Origin of the sequence: Burkholderia sp. E168m15 (assembly GCF_016586105.1) — a bacterium.
Classification (GTDB): domain Bacteria; phylum Pseudomonadota; class Gammaproteobacteria; order Burkholderiales; family Burkholderiaceae; genus Burkholderia; species Burkholderia orbicola.
This window is the reverse complement of record NZ_BCPO01000081.1, coordinates 15219-37043: the sequence shown is the minus strand read 5'-3', so window position 1 is coordinate 37043 and position 21825 is coordinate 15219. Positions and strand designations below refer to the sequence as shown.

At 66.9% G+C, this 21825-nt stretch carries 24 protein-coding genes and 1 tRNA gene; 5 read left to right on the top strand and 20 right to left on the bottom strand.

Features of this window, described 5'->3' with window-relative positions:
- Nucleotides 1-45: 45 nt before the first annotated feature.
- Nucleotides 46-1212, bottom strand: coding sequence for a signal recognition particle-docking protein FtsY (gene ftsY / locus JMF86_RS13980; RefSeq protein WP_054928056.1), 1167 nt, complete (start codon nt 1210-1212; stop codon nt 46-48).
- A gap of 216 nt (nt 1213-1428) precedes the next feature.
- Between ftsY and rsmD the strand changes: the two genes are divergently transcribed.
- The 3 genes from rsmD (at nt 1429) to JMF86_RS13965 (ending at nt 2977) form a co-directional block, all read left to right on the top strand.
- Nucleotides 1429-2043: a 16S rRNA (guanine(966)-N(2))-methyltransferase RsmD gene (rsmD, locus tag JMF86_RS13975; RefSeq protein ID WP_054928055.1), complete on the top strand. Its 615-nt coding sequence runs from the start codon at nt 1429-1431 to the stop codon at nt 2041-2043.
- A gap of 111 nt (nt 2044-2154) precedes the next feature.
- Nucleotides 2155-2652: a pantetheine-phosphate adenylyltransferase gene (gene coaD, locus JMF86_RS13970; RefSeq protein WP_006477773.1), complete on the top strand. Its 498-nt coding sequence runs from the start codon at nt 2155-2157 to the stop codon at nt 2650-2652.
- Nucleotides 2653-2710: 58 nt separating this feature from the next.
- Nucleotides 2711-2977, top strand: coding sequence for a YfhL family 4Fe-4S dicluster ferredoxin (locus JMF86_RS13965; RefSeq protein WP_006477774.1), 267 nt, complete (start codon nt 2711-2713; stop codon nt 2975-2977).
- Nucleotides 2978-3055: 78 nt separating this feature from the next.
- Here the strand turns inward: JMF86_RS13965 and hisC are convergent, their stop codons facing one another.
- From hisC to JMF86_RS13925, 8 genes are all read right to left on the bottom strand, one after another.
- Nucleotides 3056-4123 carry a histidinol-phosphate transaminase gene (gene hisC / locus JMF86_RS13960; protein WP_054928054.1) on the bottom strand — a complete coding sequence of 356 codons (1068 nt, stop codon included), beginning with the start codon at nt 4121-4123 and terminating at the stop codon, nt 3056-3058.
- Nucleotides 4124-4240: 117 nt separating this feature from the next.
- Nucleotides 4241-4840, bottom strand: coding sequence for an aminoacyl-tRNA hydrolase (gene pth / locus JMF86_RS13955; protein WP_006477776.1), 600 nt, complete (start codon nt 4838-4840; stop codon nt 4241-4243).
- A 120-nt stretch (nt 4841-4960) separates the two neighbouring features.
- A complete protein-coding gene (locus JMF86_RS13950; RefSeq protein WP_011546248.1) occupies nt 4961-5566 on the bottom strand; it encodes a 50S ribosomal protein L25/general stress protein Ctc in 606 nt (201 codons plus the stop codon).
- Nucleotides 5567-5723: 157 nt separating this feature from the next.
- Entirely contained in the window at nt 5724-6686 is a 963-nt protein-coding gene (locus tag JMF86_RS13945; protein ID WP_011694406.1) for a ribose-phosphate pyrophosphokinase, read from the bottom strand.
- A 44-nt stretch (nt 6687-6730) separates the two neighbouring features.
- Nucleotides 6731-6807 (bottom strand) — tRNA-Gln (locus JMF86_RS13940).
- Between the two features lie 55 nt (nt 6808-6862).
- Entirely contained in the window at nt 6863-7744 is an 882-nt protein-coding gene (gene ispE, locus JMF86_RS13935) for a 4-(cytidine 5'-diphospho)-2-C-methyl-D-erythritol kinase (RefSeq protein WP_054928053.1), read from the bottom strand.
- 27 nt (nt 7745-7771) lie between these two features.
- Nucleotides 7772-8392: a lipoprotein insertase outer membrane protein LolB gene (lolB, locus tag JMF86_RS13930; RefSeq protein ID WP_011546245.1), complete on the bottom strand. Its 621-nt coding sequence runs from the start codon at nt 8390-8392 to the stop codon at nt 7772-7774.
- Nucleotides 8392-10215: a tetratricopeptide repeat protein gene (locus JMF86_RS13925; protein ID WP_054928052.1), complete on the bottom strand. Its 1824-nt coding sequence runs from the start codon at nt 10213-10215 to the stop codon at nt 8392-8394. The genes lolB and JMF86_RS13925 overlap by 1 nt, the downstream gene beginning before the upstream one ends.
- Nucleotides 10216-10461: 246 nt before the next feature.
- Here JMF86_RS13925 and mutM point away from each other — a divergent pair, with 246 nt between their 5' ends.
- A complete protein-coding gene (mutM, locus tag JMF86_RS13920; protein WP_011546243.1) occupies nt 10462-11289 on the top strand; it encodes a bifunctional DNA-formamidopyrimidine glycosylase/DNA-(apurinic or apyrimidinic site) lyase in 828 nt (275 codons plus the stop codon).
- Between the two features lie 24 nt (nt 11290-11313).
- Nucleotides 11314-12420 carry an A/G-specific adenine glycosylase gene (gene mutY, locus JMF86_RS13915; protein ID WP_011546242.1) on the top strand — a complete coding sequence of 369 codons (1107 nt, stop codon included), beginning with the start codon at nt 11314-11316 and terminating at the stop codon, nt 12418-12420.
- Nucleotides 12421-12534: 114 nt separating this feature from the next.
- Here the strand turns inward: mutY and JMF86_RS13910 are convergent, their stop codons facing one another.
- From JMF86_RS13910 to kdsD, 11 genes are all read right to left on the bottom strand, one after another.
- On the bottom strand, nt 12535-13170 hold the full coding sequence (locus JMF86_RS13910; protein ID WP_011546241.1) for an LON peptidase substrate-binding domain-containing protein: 636 nt from the start codon (nt 13168-13170) through the stop codon (nt 12535-12537).
- 27 nt (nt 13171-13197) lie between these two features.
- Nucleotides 13198-14106 carry an RNase adapter RapZ gene (gene rapZ / locus JMF86_RS13905; RefSeq protein ID WP_006477783.1) on the bottom strand — a complete coding sequence of 303 codons (909 nt, stop codon included), beginning with the start codon at nt 14104-14106 and terminating at the stop codon, nt 13198-13200.
- 74 nt (nt 14107-14180) lie between these two features.
- Nucleotides 14181-15149, bottom strand: coding sequence for an HPr(Ser) kinase/phosphatase (gene hprK, locus JMF86_RS13900; protein ID WP_006483133.1), 969 nt, complete (start codon nt 15147-15149; stop codon nt 14181-14183).
- Between the two features lie 129 nt (nt 15150-15278).
- Nucleotides 15279-15791 carry a PTS sugar transporter subunit IIA gene (locus JMF86_RS13895; RefSeq protein WP_027806888.1) on the bottom strand — a complete coding sequence of 171 codons (513 nt, stop codon included), beginning with the start codon at nt 15789-15791 and terminating at the stop codon, nt 15279-15281.
- A 194-nt stretch (nt 15792-15985) separates the two neighbouring features.
- Nucleotides 15986-16345 (bottom strand): ribosome hibernation-promoting factor, HPF/YfiA family, encoded by a 360-nt coding sequence (gene hpf, locus JMF86_RS13890; protein ID WP_006477786.1) that lies wholly within the window; start codon nt 16343-16345, stop codon nt 15986-15988.
- 158 nt (nt 16346-16503) lie between these two features.
- The gene (locus tag JMF86_RS13885; protein ID WP_027810400.1) at nt 16504-18009 is read right to left on the bottom strand and encodes an RNA polymerase factor sigma-54; all 1506 of its coding nucleotides are present in this window, start codon (nt 18007-18009) and stop codon (nt 16504-16506) included.
- Between the two features lie 172 nt (nt 18010-18181).
- Nucleotides 18182-18958, bottom strand: coding sequence for an LPS export ABC transporter ATP-binding protein (gene lptB, locus JMF86_RS13880; protein WP_006477788.1), 777 nt, complete (start codon nt 18956-18958; stop codon nt 18182-18184).
- Nucleotides 18955-19620, bottom strand: a complete 666-nt coding sequence (gene lptA / locus JMF86_RS13875) for a lipopolysaccharide transport periplasmic protein LptA (protein ID WP_012329239.1) — start codon at nt 19618-19620, stop codon at nt 18955-18957. The genes lptB and lptA overlap by 4 nt, the downstream gene beginning before the upstream one ends.
- Before the next feature lie 20 nt (nt 19621-19640).
- Nucleotides 19641-20255 carry an LPS export ABC transporter periplasmic protein LptC gene (gene lptC, locus JMF86_RS13870; protein ID WP_054928051.1) on the bottom strand — a complete coding sequence of 205 codons (615 nt, stop codon included), beginning with the start codon at nt 20253-20255 and terminating at the stop codon, nt 19641-19643.
- Nucleotides 20256-20258: 3 nt separating this feature from the next.
- Nucleotides 20259-20795: an HAD family hydrolase gene (locus tag JMF86_RS13865; RefSeq protein ID WP_054928050.1), complete on the bottom strand. Its 537-nt coding sequence runs from the start codon at nt 20793-20795 to the stop codon at nt 20259-20261.
- A complete protein-coding gene (kdsD, locus tag JMF86_RS13860) occupies nt 20795-21778 on the bottom strand; it encodes an arabinose 5-phosphate isomerase KdsD (protein ID WP_011546235.1) in 984 nt (327 codons plus the stop codon). The genes JMF86_RS13865 and kdsD overlap by 1 nt, the downstream gene beginning before the upstream one ends.
- Between the last annotated feature and the right edge of the window lie 47 nt (nt 21779-21825).

Here is a 21825-nt window from a genome sequence, read left to right as displayed (position 1 = left end):
AAAAGGGCGCCCGAAGGCGCCCCGTGCGATGCGAGCCGGCGGTGTTCAGCCGAGCAGCGCGTCCGCGAATTCCACCGCGCTGAACGGCTGCAGGTCCTCGACCTTCTCGCCGACGCCGATGAAGTAGACGGGCACCGGCCGTTGCCGCGCGATCGCCGCGAGAATCCCGCCCTTCGCGGTGCCGTCGAGCTTCGTCACGATCAGGCCGGTCAGGCCCAGCGCGTCGTCGAATGCCTTCACCTGCGTGAGCGCGTTCTGGCCGGTGTTCGCGTCGATCACCAGCAGCACTTCGTGCGGCGCGCCGTCGTGCGCCTTCGCGATCACGCGCTTCACCTTCTTCAGCTCTTCCATCAGGTGGAGTTGCGTCGGCAGGCGGCCGGCCGTATCGGCCATCATCACGTCGATCTTGCGCGCGCGCGCGGCGCTGACCGCGTCGAAGATCACTGCGGCTGGATCGCCGCTTTCCTGCTGCACGACCGTCACGTTGTTGCGCTCGCCCCAGACCGCCAGCTGTTCGCGCGCGGCCGCGCGGAACGTGTCGCCGGCGGCCAGCAGCACCGACTGGTCGAAGCTCTGCAGATGCTTCGCGAGCTTGCCGATGCTGGTCGTCTTGCCCGCGCCGTTCACGCCGGTGATCATCATCACGAGCGGCTGCGCGCGGCCGAGCATCAGCGATTTCTCGAGCGGCGTCAGCAGCTCGACGAGCAGGTCGTGCAGCGCATTCTTCACCTGCTGCGGATCGGTCAGCCGGCCCGCGCGCACCTTCTCGCGCAGCGCGTCGAGCAGGTATTCGGTCGCGTCGACGCCCGCGTCGGACATCAGCAGCGCGGTTTCGAGCTCCTCGTACAGAACCTCGTCGATCTTCGTATTGACGAACACGCCAGTGATGCTCGAACCCGTCTTCGCGAGCCCCGTTTTCAGGCGTGCGAGCCACGACTTCTTCGCCGAGGCGTCCTGCAGCGGCGGCGGGACGATCTCGACCGTCTCGACGACTTCGTCGCGGCCGTCGTTGGTCGGCGTGACCGTCATCACGACGGCCGGCGCGGCCGGTTGCGCGCTCGCCGGCGGCACGTCGGCCGCGGGCGGCGCGTCGAGCACGGGCGCCGCCTCGGCCGCGTCGGACGCTTCGTCCGCTTGCTGCGCATCGGCCGATTGCGATTCCGCCGGATCGGGCTCCTGCGTTTTCTTGAATCGTTTGAAGAAACTGAACATGGTCTGACGTCGGGAAGAGGGCGGGCCGCCGCCGGGAGCGGGGCGCCGGACGGGCCGTTCTGCGTTCGCGCGGGCGCGGCGCACGGCGGCCGAAACCGTGCATTTTATCAGTGCGGCGTGACCCTCGCGTCAGTGCGCGTCGCCGCTGTGGTAACGTGCGCCTGTTTGGCGGCGCGCCCCTGCGCGCGCCCGGTCCCTCCGTCGTCGATATCCCGTATGTCCCGTTCCTCTTCCGGCCGCCCCGCGGCCCCTTCCAGTCGCGGCAAGCCGCACACGATCCGCATCATCGGCGGCGACTGGAAACGCACGCCGCTCGCGGTGCTCGATCTCGACGGCCTGCGCCCGACGCCCGATCGCGTGCGCGAGACGCTGTTCAACTGGCTCGGCCAGGATCTCGAAGGCCGGCGCTGCCTCGACCTGTTCGCGGGCACCGGCGCGCTCGGCTTCGAAGCCGCGTCGCGCGGCGCGGCGAGCGTCGTGATGGTCGAGCGCCATCCGCGCGCCGCGCAGCAGCTGCGTGCGATCAAGGACAAGCTCGGCGCCCGTTCGGTCGAGGTTGCCGAAGCCGATGCGCTGCGGCTCGCGGCCGGGCTCACGCCGGGCGCGTTCGACGTCGTGTTCCTCGATCCGCCGTTCGACGACCTGGCCGCGCTCGAGCGCGCGATCGCGCTGTCGGCACCGCTCGTCGCGGCGGGCGGCGCGCTCTACGTCGAAACGGGGGCGGAACTCGACCCGGCCGCGCACGACGCGCTGGCGGGCTGGCAGGTGGTGAAGCACGGCAAGGCCGGTGCGGTTCACTATCATTTGCTGCGGCGCGAAAATGATGAATAATGCGCGTTCCATACGAGGCGGCGCGCCGCAAAGGCGACGCATGCCCATCTCGGCAGCGGCGCGTGCATCGCACGGCTGCCATCCCGTTTGCGTGATGACAGGAGGAGCGACATGGTAGTCGCCGTGTATCCCGGTACGTTCGATCCGCTGACGCGCGGGCACGAAGACCTCGTGCGGCGTGCGTCGAGCATTTTTGATACGCTGGTGGTGGGCGTTGCCGACAGCCGCGCGAAAAAGCCGTTTTTCTCGCTCGAGGAACGTCTGACGATTGCGAACGAGGTGCTCGGCCATTACCCGAACGTGAAGGTGATGAGTTTCACCGGCCTCCTGAAGGATTTCGTCCGCGTCAACAATGCGCGCGTGATCGTGCGCGGGCTGCGCGCCGTGTCCGATTTCGAATACGAGTTCCAGATGGCGGGGATGAACCGCTATCTGCTGCCCGACGTCGAGACGATGTTCATGACGCCGTCCGATCAGTACCAGTTCATCTCGGGGACGATCGTGCGCGAAATCGCGCAGTTGGGCGGCGATGTCAGCAAATTCGTGTTTCCGTCCGTCGAGAAGTGGCTGACCGAGAAGGTCACCGCGATGGGAGGCCCTGCCGCGTGATGCGGCGCGGCCGGTTTCATCGCGAAGCCGGCCGCCGGCCTGAAGAAGTGAGATCAGTATGGCTTTGATGATTACCGACGAGTGCATCAATTGCGACGTGTGCGAGCCCGAGTGCCCGAACGGCGCGATTTCGATGGGCCCGGACATCTACGTGATCGACCCGAACAAGTGCACCGAGTGCGTCGGCCATTTCGACGAACCGCAGTGCCAGCAGGTGTGTCCGGTCGAATGCATTCCGCGCGATCCGCAGCATGACGAATCGCACGCGCAATTGATGGAGAAGTACCACGCGTTGATCGCCGTGAAGGGCGACGACGCGTCGTGATCCTGCGCTGACGCGCGCTTTGTGTGGCGCGCGCGTCGCGCTTTCTGCCCAGCGCCATTCGGCGCCGGTTCTTCCGTGTCAGGCCAGCAGCTCGCGCAACGCCGCGACGAGCGCATCGCATTCGGCATCGGTGCCGACGGTGATGCGCAGATGCTGGTCGATCCGCGGCAGCCGGAAGTGCCGCACGAAAATTTCCCGTTCCTTCAGCTTGGCCGCGATCGCGCTTGCGTCGTGCGCGGGATGGCGCGCGAACACGAAATTCGCGGCCGACGGCACGATCTCGAAGCCGAGTGCGTCGAGCGCATGCGTGAGCCGCGTCCGGCTGTCGATCACGCGCCGGCAGGTGGCGTTGAAATAGTCGGTGTCTTCGTACGCGGCCTGCGCGGCGACCTGCGCGAGCCGGTCGAGCGGGTACGAGTTGAAGCTGTCTTTCACGCGGTTCAGCGCGTCGATCAGCGCCGCGTCGCCGAACGCGAAGCCGACGCGCATGCCCGCGAGCGAGCGCGCCTTCGACGTCGTATGCACGACGAGCAGGTTCGGATGACGGTCGATCAGCGTAATGGCCGACTGCGCGCCGAAATCGATGTACGCTTCGTCGATCACGACCACCGACGACGGATTCGCGGCCGCGATCCGCTCGACGTCCGCGAGCGGCAGCGCGCGTCCGGTCGGTGCATTCGGGTTCGGAAACAGCACGCCGCCGGCGTCGTCGAGATAGTCGTCGACGCGGATCGAGAAATCGTCCGCGAGCGGCACGACCGTGGTCGCGACGCCGTACAGGCGCGCGTAGGTCGGGTAGAAGCTGTACGTGATGTCGGGAAAGCGCAGCGGCCGGTCGTGCTTGAGCAGCGCCTGGAACGCGTGCGCGAGCACCTCGTCGGAGCCATTGCCGACGAACACCTGTTCGGGCTGGATGCGGTGATGGGCCGCGACCGTCTCGCGCAGTGCGCGCGCGACCGGGTCCGGATAGCGGCGCAGCGTGTCGCCGGTCTCGCCGAGTTCGCGTGCGATTGCCGCGACGACACGCGGCGACGGCGGATAGGGATTCTCGTTGGTGTTCAGCTTGACGGGGTGCGCGAGCGCGGGCTGTTCGCCCGGCACGTAAGGCACGAGTTTCTGAACGACGTCGCTCCAGTAACGGCTCACCGCTTGGCTCCTGTCGGGCAAAGCGTCCAGATTACCGCATGTGCGCGTCGCGGTGGGGCGGGCGAGGCCGCCCGGTTGCGCCGGCCGGCCGACGCTACCAGGCCGGTGCGGGTGCGGTCAGTTGCGATGCAGCTGCATCGTCGCGCGGTCGAGTTCGCCCTTGACGACCATCGGCATCACGGCAAGCGCGCGTTCGATCGAGGCGTCGATCACGTCCTGTTCCTCGCGGCGCGGCGGTTTCAGCACGAAGTTCGCGACGTCGGGCTTCGCGCCGGCGCGCGCGCTTTCCGGAATCAGGTCGCGCGGATGGCCGATGCCGATCCGCAGTCGCCAGTATTGCTGCGACGACAGGTGCGCGGTGATGTCCTTGAGGCCGTTGTGGCCGCCGCTGCCGCCGCCGAGCTTCAGCTTCACGGTGCCGGGCGGCAGGTCGAGCTCGTCGTGCGCGACGAGGATCTGGTCGGGCAGGATCTTGAAGAATTGCGCGAGCGCGACGACCGACTGGCCGGAGCGGTTCATGTAGGTCTGCGGCTCGAGCAGATGAACTTCCTCGCCATGCAGGCGCGCTTTCGCATAGAAGCCGTGGAAGCGGCGTTCGTCGCGCAGCGTCGTGCCGGCTTCGCGGGCGAGCTGGTCGATCAGCCAGAAGCCGGCGTTGTGGCGCGTCGCGGTGTATTCCGCCCCGGGATTGCCGAGGCCGACGATCAGTTTGATCATGACGTTTCGAAGGCGGCGGCAGCCGCCTGGGCGCAGAAAAAGAAAAACCCGCCGGGCAAGCCGCGGCGGGTTGCGTCGACCGTTTCGTGAAACGGATCGATGGGGCGCGTACGCAGCCGCTTAGGCAGCCGGCGTTTCGCCTTCTGCTGCGTCCGACACGGCGCCAGCCGGGACCGTCGCCGAAGCGATGACCGGGTTTTCCGCGTCGACGTGCGCGACCAGCGCGACGCCCTTCGGCAGTGCGATGTCCTTCGCGTGCAGCGACTGACCGGCTTCGATCTTCGACAGGTCGACTTCGAGGAACTCCGGCAGGTCGGCCGGCAGGCACTCGATTTCGATTTCCGTCGCGACGTGCGAAACGATCGCGCTCGACAGCTTCACGGCCGGGCTGACTTCTGCGTTCAGGAAGTGCAGCGGTGCCTTCGTGTGCAGCTTCTTCTTCGCGTCGACGCGCTGGAAGTCAACGTGCAGCACGAGTTGCTTGAACGGGTGGTATTGCACGTCGCGCAGCAGAACCTGTTGCGACTGGCCAGCCACTTCCAGGTCGAGGATCGACGAGTGGAAGGCTTCCTTCTTCAGTGCATGCCACAGCGCGTTGTGATCCAGTTCGATCTTTTGCGGGGCTGCTTCGCCACCGTAGACGATACCCGTGGTCTTACCGGCGTTGCGCAGGCGGCGGCTCGCACCCGTACCTTGCTGTTGGCGCTCGAAAGCGACGACTTTCATGTGATTCTCCATTTGCTGCCCGCGACCAGGCAGTAAAACGGGGCCATCAGCGGCCCCCGATGAAACGGCCGGGGTTTCGTCTATCCCGTCCGATTGTGCAAAAAGCGAAGCGTTGCCGCTTCGCTTTGTGCGCATGCTTCGTTCCGTCGATTCGCGATCAGGATTCCGCGAACAGCGACATCACCGAATCGCCGCGGCGAATCCGCGAGAACGTCTCGGCCAGCAGGCTCGCGCTCGTCAGCGAGCGGATCTTCGAGCACGCCAGCGATTCGGCCGACAGCGGGATCGTATCGGTGACGACCAGCTCGTCGAGTTCCGATGCAGCGATACGCTCGGCGGCGCCGCCCGACAGCACCGGGTGCGTCGCGTAGGCAAAAACCTGCTTCGCGCCGCGCTCCTTCAGCACTTGTGCAGCCTTGCAGAGCGTGCCTGCCGTATCGACCATGTCGTCCATGATCACGCAGGTGCGGCCCTCGACTTCACCGATAATGTTCATCACTTCGGCGACGTTCGCCTTCGGGCGACGCTTGTCGATGATCGCGAGATCGCAGTTCAGCTGCTTCGCGAGTGCCCGGGCACGCACCACGCCGCCGACGTCCGGCGACACGACGAGCAGATCCGAGTAGTTCTGCTTGCGCAGGTCGCCCAGCAGGATCGGCGTCGCGTAGATGTTGTCGACCGGGATGTCGAAGAAGCCCTGAATCTGGTCGGCGTGCAGATCCATCGTGATGATCCGCTCGACGCCGGCGATTTCCAGCATGTTCGCGACGATCTTCGCCGAGATCGCGACGCGCGCCGAACGCGGGCGACGATCCTGACGCGCATAGCCGAAGTAGGGGATGGCAGCGGTGATCCGGCCAGCGGATGCGCGCTTGAGCGCATCGACCATGATCATCAGTTCCATCAGGTTGTCGTTCGCCGGTGCGCACGTGGATTGCAGGACGAAGACGTCCTTGCCGCGCACGTTTTCCTGGATCTCGACCTGGATCTCGCCGTCGGAGAAACGGCTGACCATTGCTTTGCCGAGGGGGATACCAAGGATATTGACGACTTCCTGGGCGAGCGCGGGATTCGCGTTGCCAGTAAAGACCATCAGGCCATCATGGCTGTGGCTGCTCATCGTGCACCTGCTTCAGGCTTGGGCGGGAAATGCGGGAAAATTTTTGGCAGGGGAGGAAGGACTCGAACCCTCGCATGCCGGAATCAAAATCCGGTGCCTTGACCAACTTGGCGACTCCCCTACACTTAACTGATAACTTCACCGAACTTGTGTAGGCCGTTCGGTAAAGTAAAACTTCATGACGCGAAAGCGAAGAGCGGATGCTCGTTCAGACTCTCGGCAACTGCGCCATTCCAACTGGCGGGCAGTTTGGCTTTCGCCGCTTCTGCCTCGTGCTTGCTGTGAAACGCTGCAAACACGCTTGCTCCGGAGCCGGTCATCCTCGCGGGGGTCACATCATACAACCATTTGACCGCCTGCGCAACTTCCGCGTACTTCCTTGTTACAACTTCCTGCATATCGTTCCGGCCGAAGCTATCTGGCCATTCCGCATCGCTGGTTTGCTGTGCAAGAAAGTCAGCAATTGTGACGGGCTTCGTATCTCTTGTCAACAACTCATCTGAAAATATTTCAGCGGTCGGGACATGAACGCGTGGCGTCACAACCAAGAACCAGCGAGTCGGCAATTCTACCTCAGCTAATTCTTCTCCGATACCCTCTGCGAACGCATTTTTTCCAAAAATAAAAAACGGGACGTCGGCACCGAGTTTGACCGCGAGCGACTGAAGCTCGGCGCGCGGCAAATCGAGTTGCCACAGGCGGTTCAGCGCGAGCAGCGTCGTCGCCGCGTCGGAGCTGCCGCCGCCGAGGCCGGCGCCCATCGGCAAGATCTTGTCGATCTCGATGTCGACGCCGTGCGCGGTACCCGTATGCGCTTTCAGCAGGTTGGCCGCGCGCACGACGAGATCGCTTTCCTCGGGCACGCCGGGCACGTCGGTGACGCGTGCGACGCGGCCGTCGTTGCGCCGCGTGAAGTGCAGCGTGTCGCCCCAGTTCAGCAGCTGGAATACGCTCTGCAGATCGTGATAGCCGTTCGGACGACGGCCGGTGATGTGCAGGAACAGGTTGAGTTTCGCGGGCGCCAGGCAGTTGCGCAGCGAGCGGGTCGAATCGGTCATGCGGGTATCGGGGCTAGGCGCGCGTGCTCACTGATCGAGCACGAGCTTGATGTCGAGCGGCGGCGTCGCGCGCACGAGGTTGACGCGTTTGACGCCCGTGGCCGGGGCGTCCGCGTAGGCAAGGTAGTCGATCGTCCAGCCGTCCTGGCGCAATTGCTTGATGCGCGTGCCGTCGGCCGGGTCGCGCACGGTTTCGGCGGGCGTCGCGGGCGCGGCGGTCGGCAGCAGCCAGTAGCGCAGGCCCGCGAGCGGCAGCTCGAAGCCGAGCGTCTTCTGCATCAGGTCGCCGACGTCAGGCGCATATTGGGTCGGCCGGTTCGGCAATTCGAGCGACGCCGCGCGCGGCGTCGACTTCACGACCGCGAGCGTCTGGCCGAGCGGGCTGCGCAGCTCGAGCGACACGTCGTCGCCGTGCTCCTGCCAGTCGAAGTTGCCGTACACGTTCTGCGGGTTGCCGAGACGATCGTCGTAGCGCACCGCGAAGCGGCCATGGTAGGCATGCGTTGCGGCCGTTTGCAGTACGGCGCCAGTCGGCGCATTGGCCGACGGCGGCGTGCTCGCGCAGCCGGCGAGCGCGAGCGCCGCGCCGGCCGCGGCCAGCGTGCGCTGCGCGCGGGAGGACAGGGAAAACATCGGGAACATCTGCATCAGAGGCCGTTGATCTGCAGGCGTTTCAGCGTCTGCACGAGCGTTTCGTTGTCGGGCTCGAGCTTCTGCGCGGCACGCCACGCGTTGCGCGCGTCGTCCTGCGCGCCGCTCTTCCACAGCACTTCGCCGAGATGCGCGCCGATTTCGGCGTTCGGCTGCAGTTCGTATGCACGCTGCAGCACCTTCGTCGCCCCGGCCGTGTCGCCCATCCGGTACTTCACCCAGCCGAGGCTGTCCATGATGTACGCGTCGTTCGGCGCGAGCGCCATCGCCTTGTCGATCAGCTTGCTGGCCTCGGGCAGGCGCTGGTTGCGATCGGCGAGCGAATAGCCGAGCGCGTTGTAGGCCTGCGGGTTGTCGGGCTGCGTACGGATCAGCTCGCGCAGTTGCTTTTCCATCGTCGCGTAGTGGCCGGTCTTTTCGGCCGCCATCGCGTAGTCGTAGCGCAGGTCGGGGTCGTCCGGGAAGTCCTGGACGGCCTGCCCGAGCCGCGCCTCCGCTTCCGGATAGCGCTTCGCCGTGAACAGGATCGACGCATCGGTGCGCGCCACCACGGCCGCATCGCGCGGATCCGAGATCGGCAGGTTGTCGAGCACCTTGCGCGCCTCGTCGGTCTTGCCCTGTTTCTGCAGCAGCTGCGCGCGCGTGATTTGCGCGGGCAGGTAGTGCTGGCTCGTCTGGTCGACCTTGTCGAGCCATTGCGACGCCTGCGCGTCGTTGTTCTGGTCGATCGCGATCTGCGCGAGGTAGATGTAGCCCTGGCCGACGTCGAGGTTCGGCTGCTTGTCGCCGAGCTGCACGTACTGCTTCAGGTAGCCGGTCGCCTCGTCGAGTTTCTTCTGCTGGATCTTGATCAGCGCGAGCGCCATCAACGGCGTCGGGTCCTTCGCGTCGAGCTTGCGCATCGTCTCGAACTGCTTTTGCGCATCGTCGAGGCGATCGTCGGCGAGATAGAGCTGCGACAGCGCCAGCCGCGCGTCGCGCGACTTCGGATTCTGCTGAACGTACTTCTCGAACGACGCGATGCCCGCCGCACGTTCCGCCGGCCCCATCTGCGACAGCATCAACGCTGCCGGCAGGTAGTCGGGGCGGATCTGCAGCGCCTGCTTCAGCGACTGCGCGGCACCGTCCTTGTCGTCGACCGCGAGCTGCTGCCGCGCGATCGCGAGCTGCGCCTCGGGGCGATTCATGTCGTTCTTCAGCATGTCCTTCAGCACCGCGAGGCCGCCGACGCGGTCGGGGCCGCGCACGAGCAGCGCCTGCAGCGCGAGGATCGCCGGGCCGCGCGTGTCGCCGGTCGCGCGGGCCAGCTCGCGCGCGAGCATCGGCTGCGCGTCGGCCGGCTTGCCGGCGAGCACCAGCAGCGCGGCGTCGACCTGCGACGCCCGGTTCGAATCCGGTGCGTACTGACGCCACAGGTTCGCGGCGGACAGCGCGTCGGCCGGGCTCTGCGCGCCGAGCGCGATTTCGGTCGCGCGCTGCGCCATGCGCGGATCGCGCGTGTCGCGGGCCAGCGCGAGGTAGGTCTGGTAGGCCGGCGCCGGCTGGTTGCGCTGGAGCGCGACCTCGGCGGCGAGCACCTGGTAGACGATCTGGCTCGTCAGCGGCACGCCGGGGAGATTTTTCTGCTCGTCCGGCATCACATGCTCGAACGCACCCTGCGGCTCCGCATCGTCCGATGCCGGATCCTGCGCGTGGGCCGGAAAGGCGGTGAGGGTCCAGACGGCAAACAGCGCGGCACCGAGTGCACGGCGGACCGGGAAGGCGCGCGCGCCGCGCACGGCGGCGGGGCGCTCCTGAAGCAGCTTCGAGGGCAGGGTCATGGAAATCCGTTCGATGTTTCAACCGATTGTAACGCGCTCGCTACAATACACGCACGATCGTGATAGGGTCCGCTTACCTGTGGAACCCCCATGCGAATGCCCGAAATCGCCCGCCTCGCGTGCTGCCAGACGGGCGATTTCGGGCATTCCCGTGTTTCATTCGGGGTTGCCGCGAGAACGGCCGTTCTCGTGGCGCCGCATGCGCGTTCACCCTGTAAACAGACCGTAGCCTCAGACCCGCAAAACATGCCAGAGTTGCCAGAAGTCGAAGTCACGCGCCGGGGCATCGAGCCCTTTGTCGCGGGCCGCCGCGTCGAGCGTGTCGACGTCCGTACCGCGATGCTGCGCTGGCCCGTGCCGGCGGGGCTCGCCGAGCAGTTGCGCGCGCGCGAGGTGCTCGCCGTCGAGCGCCGCGGCAAGTACCTGCTGTTCGAAGTCGATGCGGGCTGGTTCATCGTCCATCTCGGGATGACGGGCACGCTGCGCGTGCTGCCCGCGGCCGGCGTGCCGGTCGCCGCGAAGCACGACCACATCGACTGGATCTTCGACGAATTCGTGCTGCGCTTCCGCGATCCGCGCCGCTTCGGCGCCGTGCTGTGGCACCCGCGCGAAGCAGGCGACGTGCATGCGCATCCGCTCCTCGCGAGCCTCGGCGTCGAGCCGTTCTCGCCGGCGTTCACCGGCGCGCTGCTGCATGCGCGTACGCGCGGCCGCACGGTGTCGGTCAAGCAGGCGCTGCTCGCGGGCGACATGGTCGTCGGTGTCGGCAACATCTATGCGTCGGAGAGCCTGTTTCGCGCCGGCATCCGGCCGACGACGGCCGCCGGCAAGGTTTCACTGCCGCGCTACGAGCGGCTGGCCGACGCGGTGCGCGCGACGCTCGCCGACGCGATCGAGCGCGGCGGCAGTACATTGCGCGATTTCGTCGGCAGCAACGGCGAAAGCGGCTACTTCCAGCTCGACTGCTTCGTCTACGATCGTGCCGGCCAGCCGTGCCGCGTTTGCGGCACGCCGGTTCGCCAGATCGTGCAGGGCCAGCGGTCGACCTATTTCTGCCCGACGTGCCAGCGTTGAAACCCTTTTCCACAATTCGATAACTTGAAGCCGCCCCGCATCGCCCCCGCTCCGTTCCCCGTCACGCCGCTGCACCGCACGTTCGCCACGCGTCTCGTCGCGTGGCAGCGCGCGCATGGCCGCCATGACCTGCCATGGCAGAACACCCGCGATCCGTACCGGATCTGGCTGTCGGAAATCATGCTGCAGCAGACGCAGGTATCGACCGTCATTCCGTATTACACGCGCTTTCTCGACCGCTTCCCGGACGTCGCCGCGCTCGCGGCCGCGCCGAGCGACGACGTGATGGCGCTGTGGGCGGGCCTTGGCTACTACTCGCGCGCGCGCAACCTGCACCGCTGCGCGCAGGTCGTCGTCGCCGAACACGGCGGCGTGTTTCCGGCGACGCCCGACGCGCTGGCCGAACTGCCGGGCATCGGCCGTTCGACGGCCGCCGCGATCGCGTCGTTTGCGTACGGTGCGCGCGCGACGATCCTCGACGGCAACGTGAAGCGCGTGCTTGCGCGGGTATTCGGCGTCGAGGGCTTTCCGGGCGAGAAGCGTGTCGAGAACGACATGTGGGCGCTCGCCGAATCGCTGCTGCCCGATGCCGCGAACCCGGCCGACGTGAGCGCGTATACGCAGGGGCTGATGGATCTGGGCGCGACGCTGTGCGTGCGCGGCAAGCCCGACTGCGCGCGCTGCCCGTTCGCGGGCGACTGCGTCGCGCAATCGACCGGCCGCCAGCGCGAACTGCCGGCCGCGCGGCCCAAGAAGGCCGTGCCGACGCGCAAGACCTGGATGCTCGTGCTGCGCGACGGCGACGCCGTGCTGCTCGAGCGACGGCCGCCGACCGGGATCTGGGGCGGGCTGTGGAGCCTGCCGCAAGCGGACGGCGATGCCGCGCTCGCGGAGCTTGCACGCGGCTTCGGTGGCGGCGGCACGGTGCCGCTCGCGCCGCTCACGCATACGTTCACGCATTTCCGGCTCGAGATCGAGCCGCGGCTGAGCGATCTGGCGGACGGCGGTGGCCTGCCGTCGCAGGCGCGCGACGCGGACACCGCATGGGTGCCGCTGAGCCGGCTCGACGCGTACGGCGTGCCGGCGCCCGTGCGCAAGCTGCTCGATGCGCTGAGCGGGCCGCTGCTGTAACGAACGGGGAAGGGCGCGGCGCCGGCCGCGTTCGGGAAGGTGCCGGGTGGCCGCGCGCAGGAGAGGTTGTCGGGCGCACGCGGCACGCGATGCGCGGCGGCTCAGGCGCGGCAGTTACAGCCAGCCGTGCCGGTCGAGTACGTGGTGCACGGCGTCGATGCGCGCGCCGACGTCCGGAAACTCCATCAGCTTCTGCCGCGCGCGCAGGTCGAGCGGCAGCAGCTCGGCGAGGCGGTTCGACACCCAGCTCGGATCGTCGAGGCGGAACGGTTCGCCGAACGGCATCTTCTCCGGATCGGACTTCTTCAGCGCGTCGATGATGCGCTCGAGTACCTCGGCGCACGAGCCGAACTGGGCGAGTGCCTGTTCGCCTTCGAGCGGGATGTCGTCGGGCAGCGGCTCCGCGATGCCGACCAGCAGCCCGTTGCCTTCGACGCGATACGACAGCAGCTCGAAACGCTGCGTGCCGACCGCCTGCAGATACAGCATCCCGAATTCGCCGGTATCGCATTCGGTGATGCGCGCCATGCAGCCGATGGTTTCGGGCACCGACACCGCGCCGTCCTGCGCGACTTCGGGCCCGCTCTTCAGCAGGCACACGCCGAACGGTGCGTCGTCGCGCAGGCATGCGCGCGACATGTCGAGATAGCGCGCCTCGAACACCTTGAGCGGGAGCAGCCCTCCGGGAAACAGCACCGTGTGCAGCGGAAACAGCGGCAGGTCGATCAGGGTGGTCGATAGGGAGGACATGGCGCGCGGGCGTGGGGGCGGGTGTCGCTAGGGTCGGTCGACCTCGGAGACGAGCCGCGACGACGCGTCGACATCCACTGGCGCGTCACGATGCCGCACGATCACGTTCGCGTCGCGCGCGAGGCGCGCGGCGAGCGTTTCCGCGATGAACACCGAGCGATGCTGGCCGCCCGTGCAGCCGATGGCGACGGTCAGGTAGCTGCGGTTGTCATCGCGGAAGTGCGGCAGCCATTTCATCAGGAACGCATGGATGTCGTCGATCATCTGATGGACGATCGGCAGTGCGTCGAGAAAGGCGATGACCGGCTGGTCGAGCCCGGTGAGCGGGCGCAACTGGTGGTCGTAGTACGGATTCGGCAGCGCGCGCACGTCGAACATCAGATCGGCGTCAAGCGGCACGCCGCGCTTGAAGCCGAACGATTCGAACATCACCATCAGGTCGTTGTTCTTTTGCTCGATGAAGCGCTTGACCCAGGTGCGCAGCGCGTTCGCGCGCAGCGTGCTGGTATCGATCTGGTGGCCGAATTCGGCGAGCGGCGCGACGAGTTCGCGCTCGCGCTCGATCGCTTCCTCGAGCGACGACAGCAGGCCGACGTCCGCATCGTGCGACCGCGAGCCGGACAACGGATGGCGGCGGCGCGTTTCGGAGAAGCGCTGGATCAGCGCCTGGGTGCTCGCGTTGAGGAACAGTACGCGCACGTCGTGCTCGCGGGACAGCTCGCGGATCAGCCCGGGCATTTCGTCGAGCGACGCGCTCGAGCGCGCGTCGATCGCGACCGCGAGCCGGCGCTGGCCGTCCTGCGCGAGGTAGCGGGCGAGTTCGGGGAGCACGTGCGGCGGCAGGTTGTCGACGCAGTAATAGCCTGCGTCTTCGAGCGCGTTCAGCGCGACGGACTTGCCTGAGCCGGAGATGCCGGTGATGAGGACGATGCGCATGGGAACAGAGAATCCTGACGTTTCATCATAGCACCGGCTCGACGCGTCGGCGTTGCGCGGCCGGCGCGTGCGGGTTACACCAGTTTGCCGGGGAACTGACTGTCGGGATCTTGCATCGCGAGTCGTTGCCGATCCATGAAATCGCGCAACGTGTCGATTCCGCGCAACTGCAGGATCGTGTTCCGGACGGCCGCCTCGACGAGCACCGCGAGGTTGCGGCCGGCCGCAACCTGGATCGTGACCTTGCTGATCGGCAACCCGAGCACGTCGACGGTCTGGCTTTCGAGCGGCAGGCGCTGGAATTCGCCGTCGGGGCGCCGCACGAGCTGAACGATCAGCTTCAGCTTCATTTTCCGCCGCACGGCGGTTTCGCCGAAGATCGTCTTGATGTCGAGCAGGCCGAGGCCGCGCACTTCGAGCAGGTTCTGCAGCAGCGGCGGGCAGCGCCCTTCGACGAAATCGGGGCCAAGACGGACGAAATCGACCGCGTCGTCGGCGACGAGGCCGTGCCCGCGGCTGATCAGCTCGAGGCCGAGTTCGCTCTTGCCGAGGCCCGAATCGCCGGTCAGCAGCACGCCCATCCCGAGAATGTCGAGGAACACGCCGTGCAGCGTCGCGCGCGGCGCGAGGATGCGCGACATGTAGAGCCGCAGGCTGTCGATCACGGCGGCGGCCGACATCGGCGTCGTGAACAGCGGGGTGGACGAGCGCGTGCAGCGCAGCACCAGTTCGGGCGGCGCCGCGGCACCGCCGGCGACGACGAGGAACGGCGGTTCGAGCGCGATCAGCTCGGCCATGTGGCGCGAACGGTCTTCGTCGGTCTGGCGCTGGTAGTAGTCGATTTCGGCTTCGCCGAGCACCTGGATCCGGTTCGGGTGGATCAGGTTCAGGTGGCCGACGAGGTCGGCGCTCGACGTTGCGTTGCCGACCGTGTCGGCCGAAAAGCCGCGTTCCCAGCCTTCATGCCCCGTCAGCCAGCTCAGTTTCAGCGTGGCTGCGTTGTCGTCGAAGATGCTCTGGGCGTTGATGCTGGACGTATCCATGACTCTCGTCACTCCAATGGGCCGGTGCGGGCGCGCGGCGACGGACGTCGCCATGCCGGGCCGGCGCCGGGCGGCCCTGGACGGCGGCATGGGCCGCCTCGTACGGGGAAATATTCCGCCCGGAACAACTCAAGGTTGCCACTGAGTGAGCAGGCGATGCAACTCGGCGATATCCGTTTCGTTGTGCAGACGCTCGCGTGCGTCGCGATCGGACAGCAGTTGCGCGATTTCCGACAGGATCTCGAGGTGCTGCTGGGTGGCTTGCTCGGGGACGAGCAGGAAGATCAGGAGGCCGACCGGCTGGCCGTCGGGCGCTTCGAACGGGATCGCATCGGCGAGGCGGACGAACGCGGCGAGCGGGTGCTTGAGGCCCTTGATGCGGCCGTGCGGAATCGCGACACCTTCGCCGAGCCCGGTCGAACCGAGGCGCTCGCGCGCGAACAGGTTGTCCGTGACGGTGCTGCGGCCGATGCCGTTCTGATTCTCGAACATCAGCCCGGCTTGTTCGAAGACGCGTTTCTTGCTGGTGACCGAGAGGTCGATGACGACGTTCTCTATGGGCAGGATTTTGGCTAGGCGATTCATGTTGGCAGGCGATTGGGCGGCCTGGGGTCTCCTTGCGGCGGCGGACTGATTTTCCATGTTCGGCGATATCAAGGCATGTGGCATGGCAACCTGCAACGCAGCTACCGCATCCAACACCCCCCGGCGATAACCGGAACATTATAGAGCACAGCCGCGTGCGTGGCGCAGCACGGACGGACCGGTTGCACCTCCGCGTGGAGTGGCAAAAAAAACGCCCGGCGAACCGGGCGGCGTGCGTGTTGCGGTGACGGTTATTGCGGCGGCAGCTCGATCTGATCGATCGACGGCTGAAGCTTGATCGGGTCGTGCGCGTGCGTTTGCAGGCGCTCCATGTGCTTGACGACCTGGCGATCCAGCTTGTCGATCAGCAGATCGATCGCGGCGTACAGGTTGCCGTTCGCGCTTTCGACGAAGATGTCCTTGCCCTTCAGGTGCAGGTTGATTTCCGCGCGCTGCTGCTTGTCCTTTTCCTTGTGGTTGTCGACCGAGAGGATCACAGTGCCATCGATCACCTGATCGCTATGCCGTAGCACCCGGTCCAGCTTGGTGATCACGTATTCGCGAATTGCAGGCGTGACTTCGAGATGATGTCCACTGATCTTCAGGTTCATAGTGCTTCTCCAAGCGAGTGGCTACCCGGCCGCATCAAGGCGGCGCTCCGGTCGACTTGCCCGTGCCGCACGAAGCGGCGTATCGCGGACAGATCGTCCGGCCTGTTCCCCGTGTGCGCGGTGGCCGGGACACGCCTGCCGCCGGGCAGGCAGCAGGCTTAAAGAGACTTGCGCAGATTCACTGCCGGGATCTTGAGGGCTTCGCGATATTTCGCAACCGTGCGGCGCGCGACCACGAAACCCTGTTCTGCCAGCAGCTCGGCAATGCGGCTGTCCGAAAGTGGCGATTTTGGGTCTTCAGCTCCTATCAGTTGCTTGATGAGGGCTCGGATGGCGGTCGACGAGGCGGCGCCACCGGTGTCGGTCGAGACGTGAGATCCGAAGAAGTACTTAAATTCAAGCGTCCCGAACGGGGTCAGCATGTACTTCCCGGTTGTCACACGGCTGACAGTCGACTCGTGTAGGCCCAGCGTATCAGCTATTTCCCGCAAAACCAAGGGGCGCATGGCAATTTCACCGTGCGCAAAGAAATTCTTCTGACGCTCGACAATAGCCTGCGCGACACGCAGGATCGTGTCGAAACGCTGCTGGATGTTCTTGATCAACCAGCGTGCTTCCTGGAGCTGCTGCTTCAACGATCCGGCCGACGGATCGCCGCGGCTGTTGCGCAGGATGTTCGCGTACAGGTTGTTGATCCGCAGGCGCGGCACGACCTCCGGATTGAGCTCAGCGAGCCATCCCTGGCCGGCCTTCTTCACGATGATGTCGGGCACGACGTAGTCGGCCTCGGCCTTGCCGTAGGCGGCGCCGGGGAACGGCTCCAGCGAGCGGATCAGCGCGTGCGCGTCGCGCAGCGCGTCGTCGCTCGCCTTCAGGTGCTTGCGCAACCGTGTGAAGTCGCGTGCGGCGAGCAGTTCGAGATGCTGCGACACGATCTCGAGCGCGAGCGTGCGCGTGGGGGACGGATCGAGCCGCAGCAGCTGCAGCTTCAGGCATTCGGAGGCCGAGCGCGCGCCGACGCCGGCCGGGTCGAAGCTGTGCAGCAGCGCGAGCGCCGCATTCAGTTCGTCGCCGTCGATTTCCAGTTCGGGCGGCAGGTCGGCGAGCACTTCGTCGAGCGTGGCGGTCAGGTAGCCGTCGTCGTCGAGCGATTCGATCAGGAACATCACGAGCGCGCGATCGCGCGGGCCGGCCTGCGTGACGCGCAACTGCGCCGAGAGATGATCGCGCAGCGACGTCGCGGCTTCCTGCACCTGCAGCGGCGGCAGGTCGTCGTCGTCGGACGCGCCGCTCGAGCGGCCGTATTCGTCGAGATTCCACTGCGGGCCGTCGTTGCCGTCACCGGACCCGTAGCCGTCGTATTCGTCGGCGCCGGCCGGCTCGTCGCGCTCGGCGCGATCGCTGGACGTGCTGCTGCCGTTGGTCGCGGTGGGCTCGGTGTTCTGTGCGGGCGGCGTCTGCGCGATCAGCGATCCGTCCGCCGCGACGCGCAGCGGGCTGGCGATCCATTCGTCGTCGTTCTCGAGTAGTGGGTTCTGCGCGACGGCCATCGCGACTTCCTGCTGCAATTCGAGCGTCGACAACTGCAGGAGCCGGATCGACTGCTGCAGCTGAGGCGTCAGCGCAAGATGTTGCGACAGGCGGAGTTGAAGGCTGGCTTTCATGGCAAGGAGGGAGTCATACCGGCAGTTTGCCACGACCCAGGCGCATTGAGCCATCCGCGATTACGCGCGGCGCGCCGCCCGGCCGCGGGCAGGGCCGCGGGCGTGGATGCAAAGCGGGGCGCAGCCCCGCGCGGCGATGCCGGGCGGGGTGCAGCCAGCCACGAGGAGGACGTTACATGCGGAAGTGTTCGCCGAGGTACACGCGGCGCACGCTTTCGTTTTCGATGATTTCGCTCGGCGCGCCGGCGGCCAGCACCGAACCGTCGCTGATGATGTACGCGTGGTCGCAGATGCCGAGCGTTTCGCGGACGTTGTGGTCCGTGATCAGCACGCCGATGTTGCGCTGTTTCAGGAACTTGACGATCTTCTGGATCTCGAGCACCGCGATCGGATCGACGCCGGCGAACGGTTCGTCGAGCAGGATGAAGCTCGGGTTGGTCGCGAGGGCGCGCGCGATTTCGACGCGGCGCCGTTCACCGCCCGACAGCGACAGCGCGGGGTTCTCGCGCAGGTGGCCGATCTGCAGCTCGTCGAGCAGCGCTTCGGTACGCGACGAGATCGCGTCCTTCGACAGCCGCTTGCCGTCCTCGCCGTGCTGCAGTTCGAGCACCGCGCGGATGTTTTCCTCGACGGTCAGCTTGCGGAACACGGACGCTTCCTGCGGCAGGTACGACAGGCCGAGCGACGCGCGCTTGTGGATCGGCAGCAGGCTGATCGAGCTGCCGTTCAGCGAGATTTCGCCCGCGTCCGTCGGCACGAGGCCGACGATCATGTAGAACGACGTGGTCTTGCCGGCGCCGTTCGGGCCGAGCAGACCGACGACTTCGCCGCTCTTCACGTCGAGCGACACGTCCTTGACGACCGTGCGCGAGCCGTAGCGCTTCTTCAGGTTGCGGACGACGAGCGAGCTCGTGGTGCCGGCCGGCTGGCGGTTCGGGAGCGCGTTCATTGGCCCGGCGCCCCCTGGATCGTGGTCGACGGCGACAGCTTGGCCGGCGCCCCGTTCAGCGGCGCGGGGCCGCCGTTCTTCGGCGACAGCATCGCGCGCACGCGGCCGTTCGGGTTGCCCGGCGCCGCGACGTCCTTGCCGCCCTTCGCGGTGTAGAAGTCGCGCTGGCCGTCGTACGTGATCACGCTGCCGTGCACGGTATCGGCGATCGTCGACGTGCCCTGCAGGCGGCGCACGGTCGCGGCGGTGGTCAGCGTGGTGAGATCCTGCTTGCCGTCGTAGTCGATGCGCTCGGCGTCGCCGTCGATGTATTCGTCGAGGCCTTCGCGCTTCTGGCGGAACGTCGCGTGCTTCTTGCCGCTGCCGAACGACGTCGCGTACTGATAGCCTTCCGGGTCCTGGCGCACTTCGACGCGATCGCCCTTGATGATGATCGTGCCCTTCGTGATCACGACGTTGCCGGTCGCGACCGTCACCTGCTTCAGATCGTCATAGGTCAGGTTGTCGGCCTCGACGTTGATCGGCTTGTTCTGGTCGGCCTTCTCGGCATGGGCGAGCGGCGCCAGCCCGACGAGCGGGAGCGCCACGAGCGTCGCGGCGAGCGCGGCGCGGACGGCGCGCGCAGCGCCGCCGGAAATCTGTCGAGGGAACGGTTCGTTCATGCAGTCACGTGAGGGATGCGTCACTTGGGTTGACCTTTCGAGCCGCCGGACGTGTCCGCCGCGGCGATCGTGCCGCGCACGTTGCCGTAAAGCTCGATGACCCGGGTGACGTTGTTGTACTTCATGCCGTCGGTCGCGTTGACGAGCGACAGGCCGCGCTGAAGTTTAACCGGCTTTTCGGTCTGGATCACATCGTCATTGACGAAGATCCGGAAATGCTGGGAATCGGCCTGCATCTGCGGATCGCCGCCGCCGGCCGCGCGCAGGATGCGCGCATCGTCGTACAAATCGACGATCGACACGTCGCCGTTGACGGTGCCGCGCTTCGCGGTGGTCGTCACGACCGGCTTGCCGGGCTGGAACGCGCGCATGGCCGGATCGGTCAGGTCGCTGCCTTCGGTGTCTTCGTAATGGACCAGCTTCGCGGCCGTCAGCCGGTACTGGGTCGTGCCGGTCTGGTCGAGCTCGGTGACCGAGAAGTTGTCCGCGAAATAGTCGGGCGTGTGGCGCTTCGGCTGCGCGATGCCCTCGCCGGGCGGCGGCAGCGTGGCCTGCAGCAGCCACCACGTGATGCCTGCGAGCGCGGCGACCGCGGCGAGCGGCAGCATCTGGGTCCAGCGGAAATGCGTGCTCATCGGTCAGGCTCCGCAGGCGGCGGCGAGCAGCGCGTCGTAGCGGCGCTGCGCGCGCAGGATCGCATCGCAGACCTCGCGCACGGCGCCGTGGCCGCCGCGGGCCTCGGCGACCCAGTGCGCGCGGGCGATCACCTCGGGGTGCGCGTTCGCGGGGGCCGTCGCGAAGCCGCAGCGCAGCATCACCGGCAGGTCGGGCCAGTCGTCGCCCATGTAGCCGCAGGCGTCGGCCGTCAGGCCGAGCGACGCGATCAGCTCGCCGAACACGGTGAGCTTGTTTTCGACGCCCTGGAACAGGTGCGCGATCTTCATTTCCTTCGCGCGGGCCGCGACGATCTCCGAGCGGCGGCCCGTGATGATCGCGGTCGCGATGCCGGCTTCGCCGAGCAGCTTCACGCCGTGGCCGTCGAGCGAATTGAACGACTTCATCGCGTCGCCGGCCGCGGTAAACAGCAGTCCGCCGTCGGTCAGCACGCCGTCGACGTCGAAAATCATCAGCTTCACGCGGCTCGCGCGTTCGGCCGCAGTCAGCGCTGCGCTCATCAGATCACCTTCTTCGAAAACAGGTCGTGCATGTTCAGCGCGCCGATCAGCGCGCCGTCGGCATCGACGACCAGCATCTGGTTGATCCGGTGGCGCTCCATCAGTTCCACGGCCTCGACCGCCAGGTGGTCCGGCGCGATCGTGCGCGGGTCGCGCGTCATGACTTCGGTGATCGGCAGCGTGCGGAAGTCGCCGTCGCGGGCGAGCACGCGGCGCAGGTCGCCGTCGGTGAAGATGCCGGCGACCTTGCCGTCGGCGTCGACGACGGCCGTCATGCCGAGGCGCTTCGCGGTGATCTGGAACAGCGCGTCCGACAGCGTCGCATTCAGCCCGACGGACGGGACGTCGTCGCCCGAGCGCATCACGTCGCGCACGTAGGTGAGCAGGCGCCGGCCGAGCGCGCCGCCCGGATGCGAGCGCGCGAAATCTTCCGAGCCGAAGCCGCGCGCGTCGAGCACGGCGACGGCGAGCGCGTCGCCGAGCGCGAGCGCGGCAGTCGTGCTCGCGGTGGGCGCGAGGTTCAGCGGGCACGCTTCCTTCGACACCGCGGCGTTCAGGTTCACGTCGGCGAGCGTGCCGAGGCTCGAGCCCGCACGGCCCGTGATCGCGATCAGCTTCGCGCCGATCCGCTTCACGAGCGGGAGGATCGCGACGAGTTCTTCCGATTCGCCGGAATAGGAGATGCCGATGAAGACGTCGTCGGAGGTGACCATCCCGAGGTCGCCGTGGCTGGCCTCGGCAGGGTGGACGAAGAAGGCCGGCGTACCGGTGCTGGCCAGCGTGGCTGCGATCTTGCGGGCGATATGCCCCGATTTGCCGATCCCGGAGACCACGACGCGGCCGCGGCAGCCGAGCAGCAGCGCCACGGCCTGGACGAAGCCGCCGTCGAGCTGGTCGCTCAGCGCGCGCACGGCGTCCGCCTCGATGTCGAGCACGTCGCGGGCGAGCGCGAGCGCCCGATCATCATTGATTTTCGCTATCATGCGCGGAGTATAGCAAAGGCGTTTGTTCGCCGCGCCGGCCTTCGGAC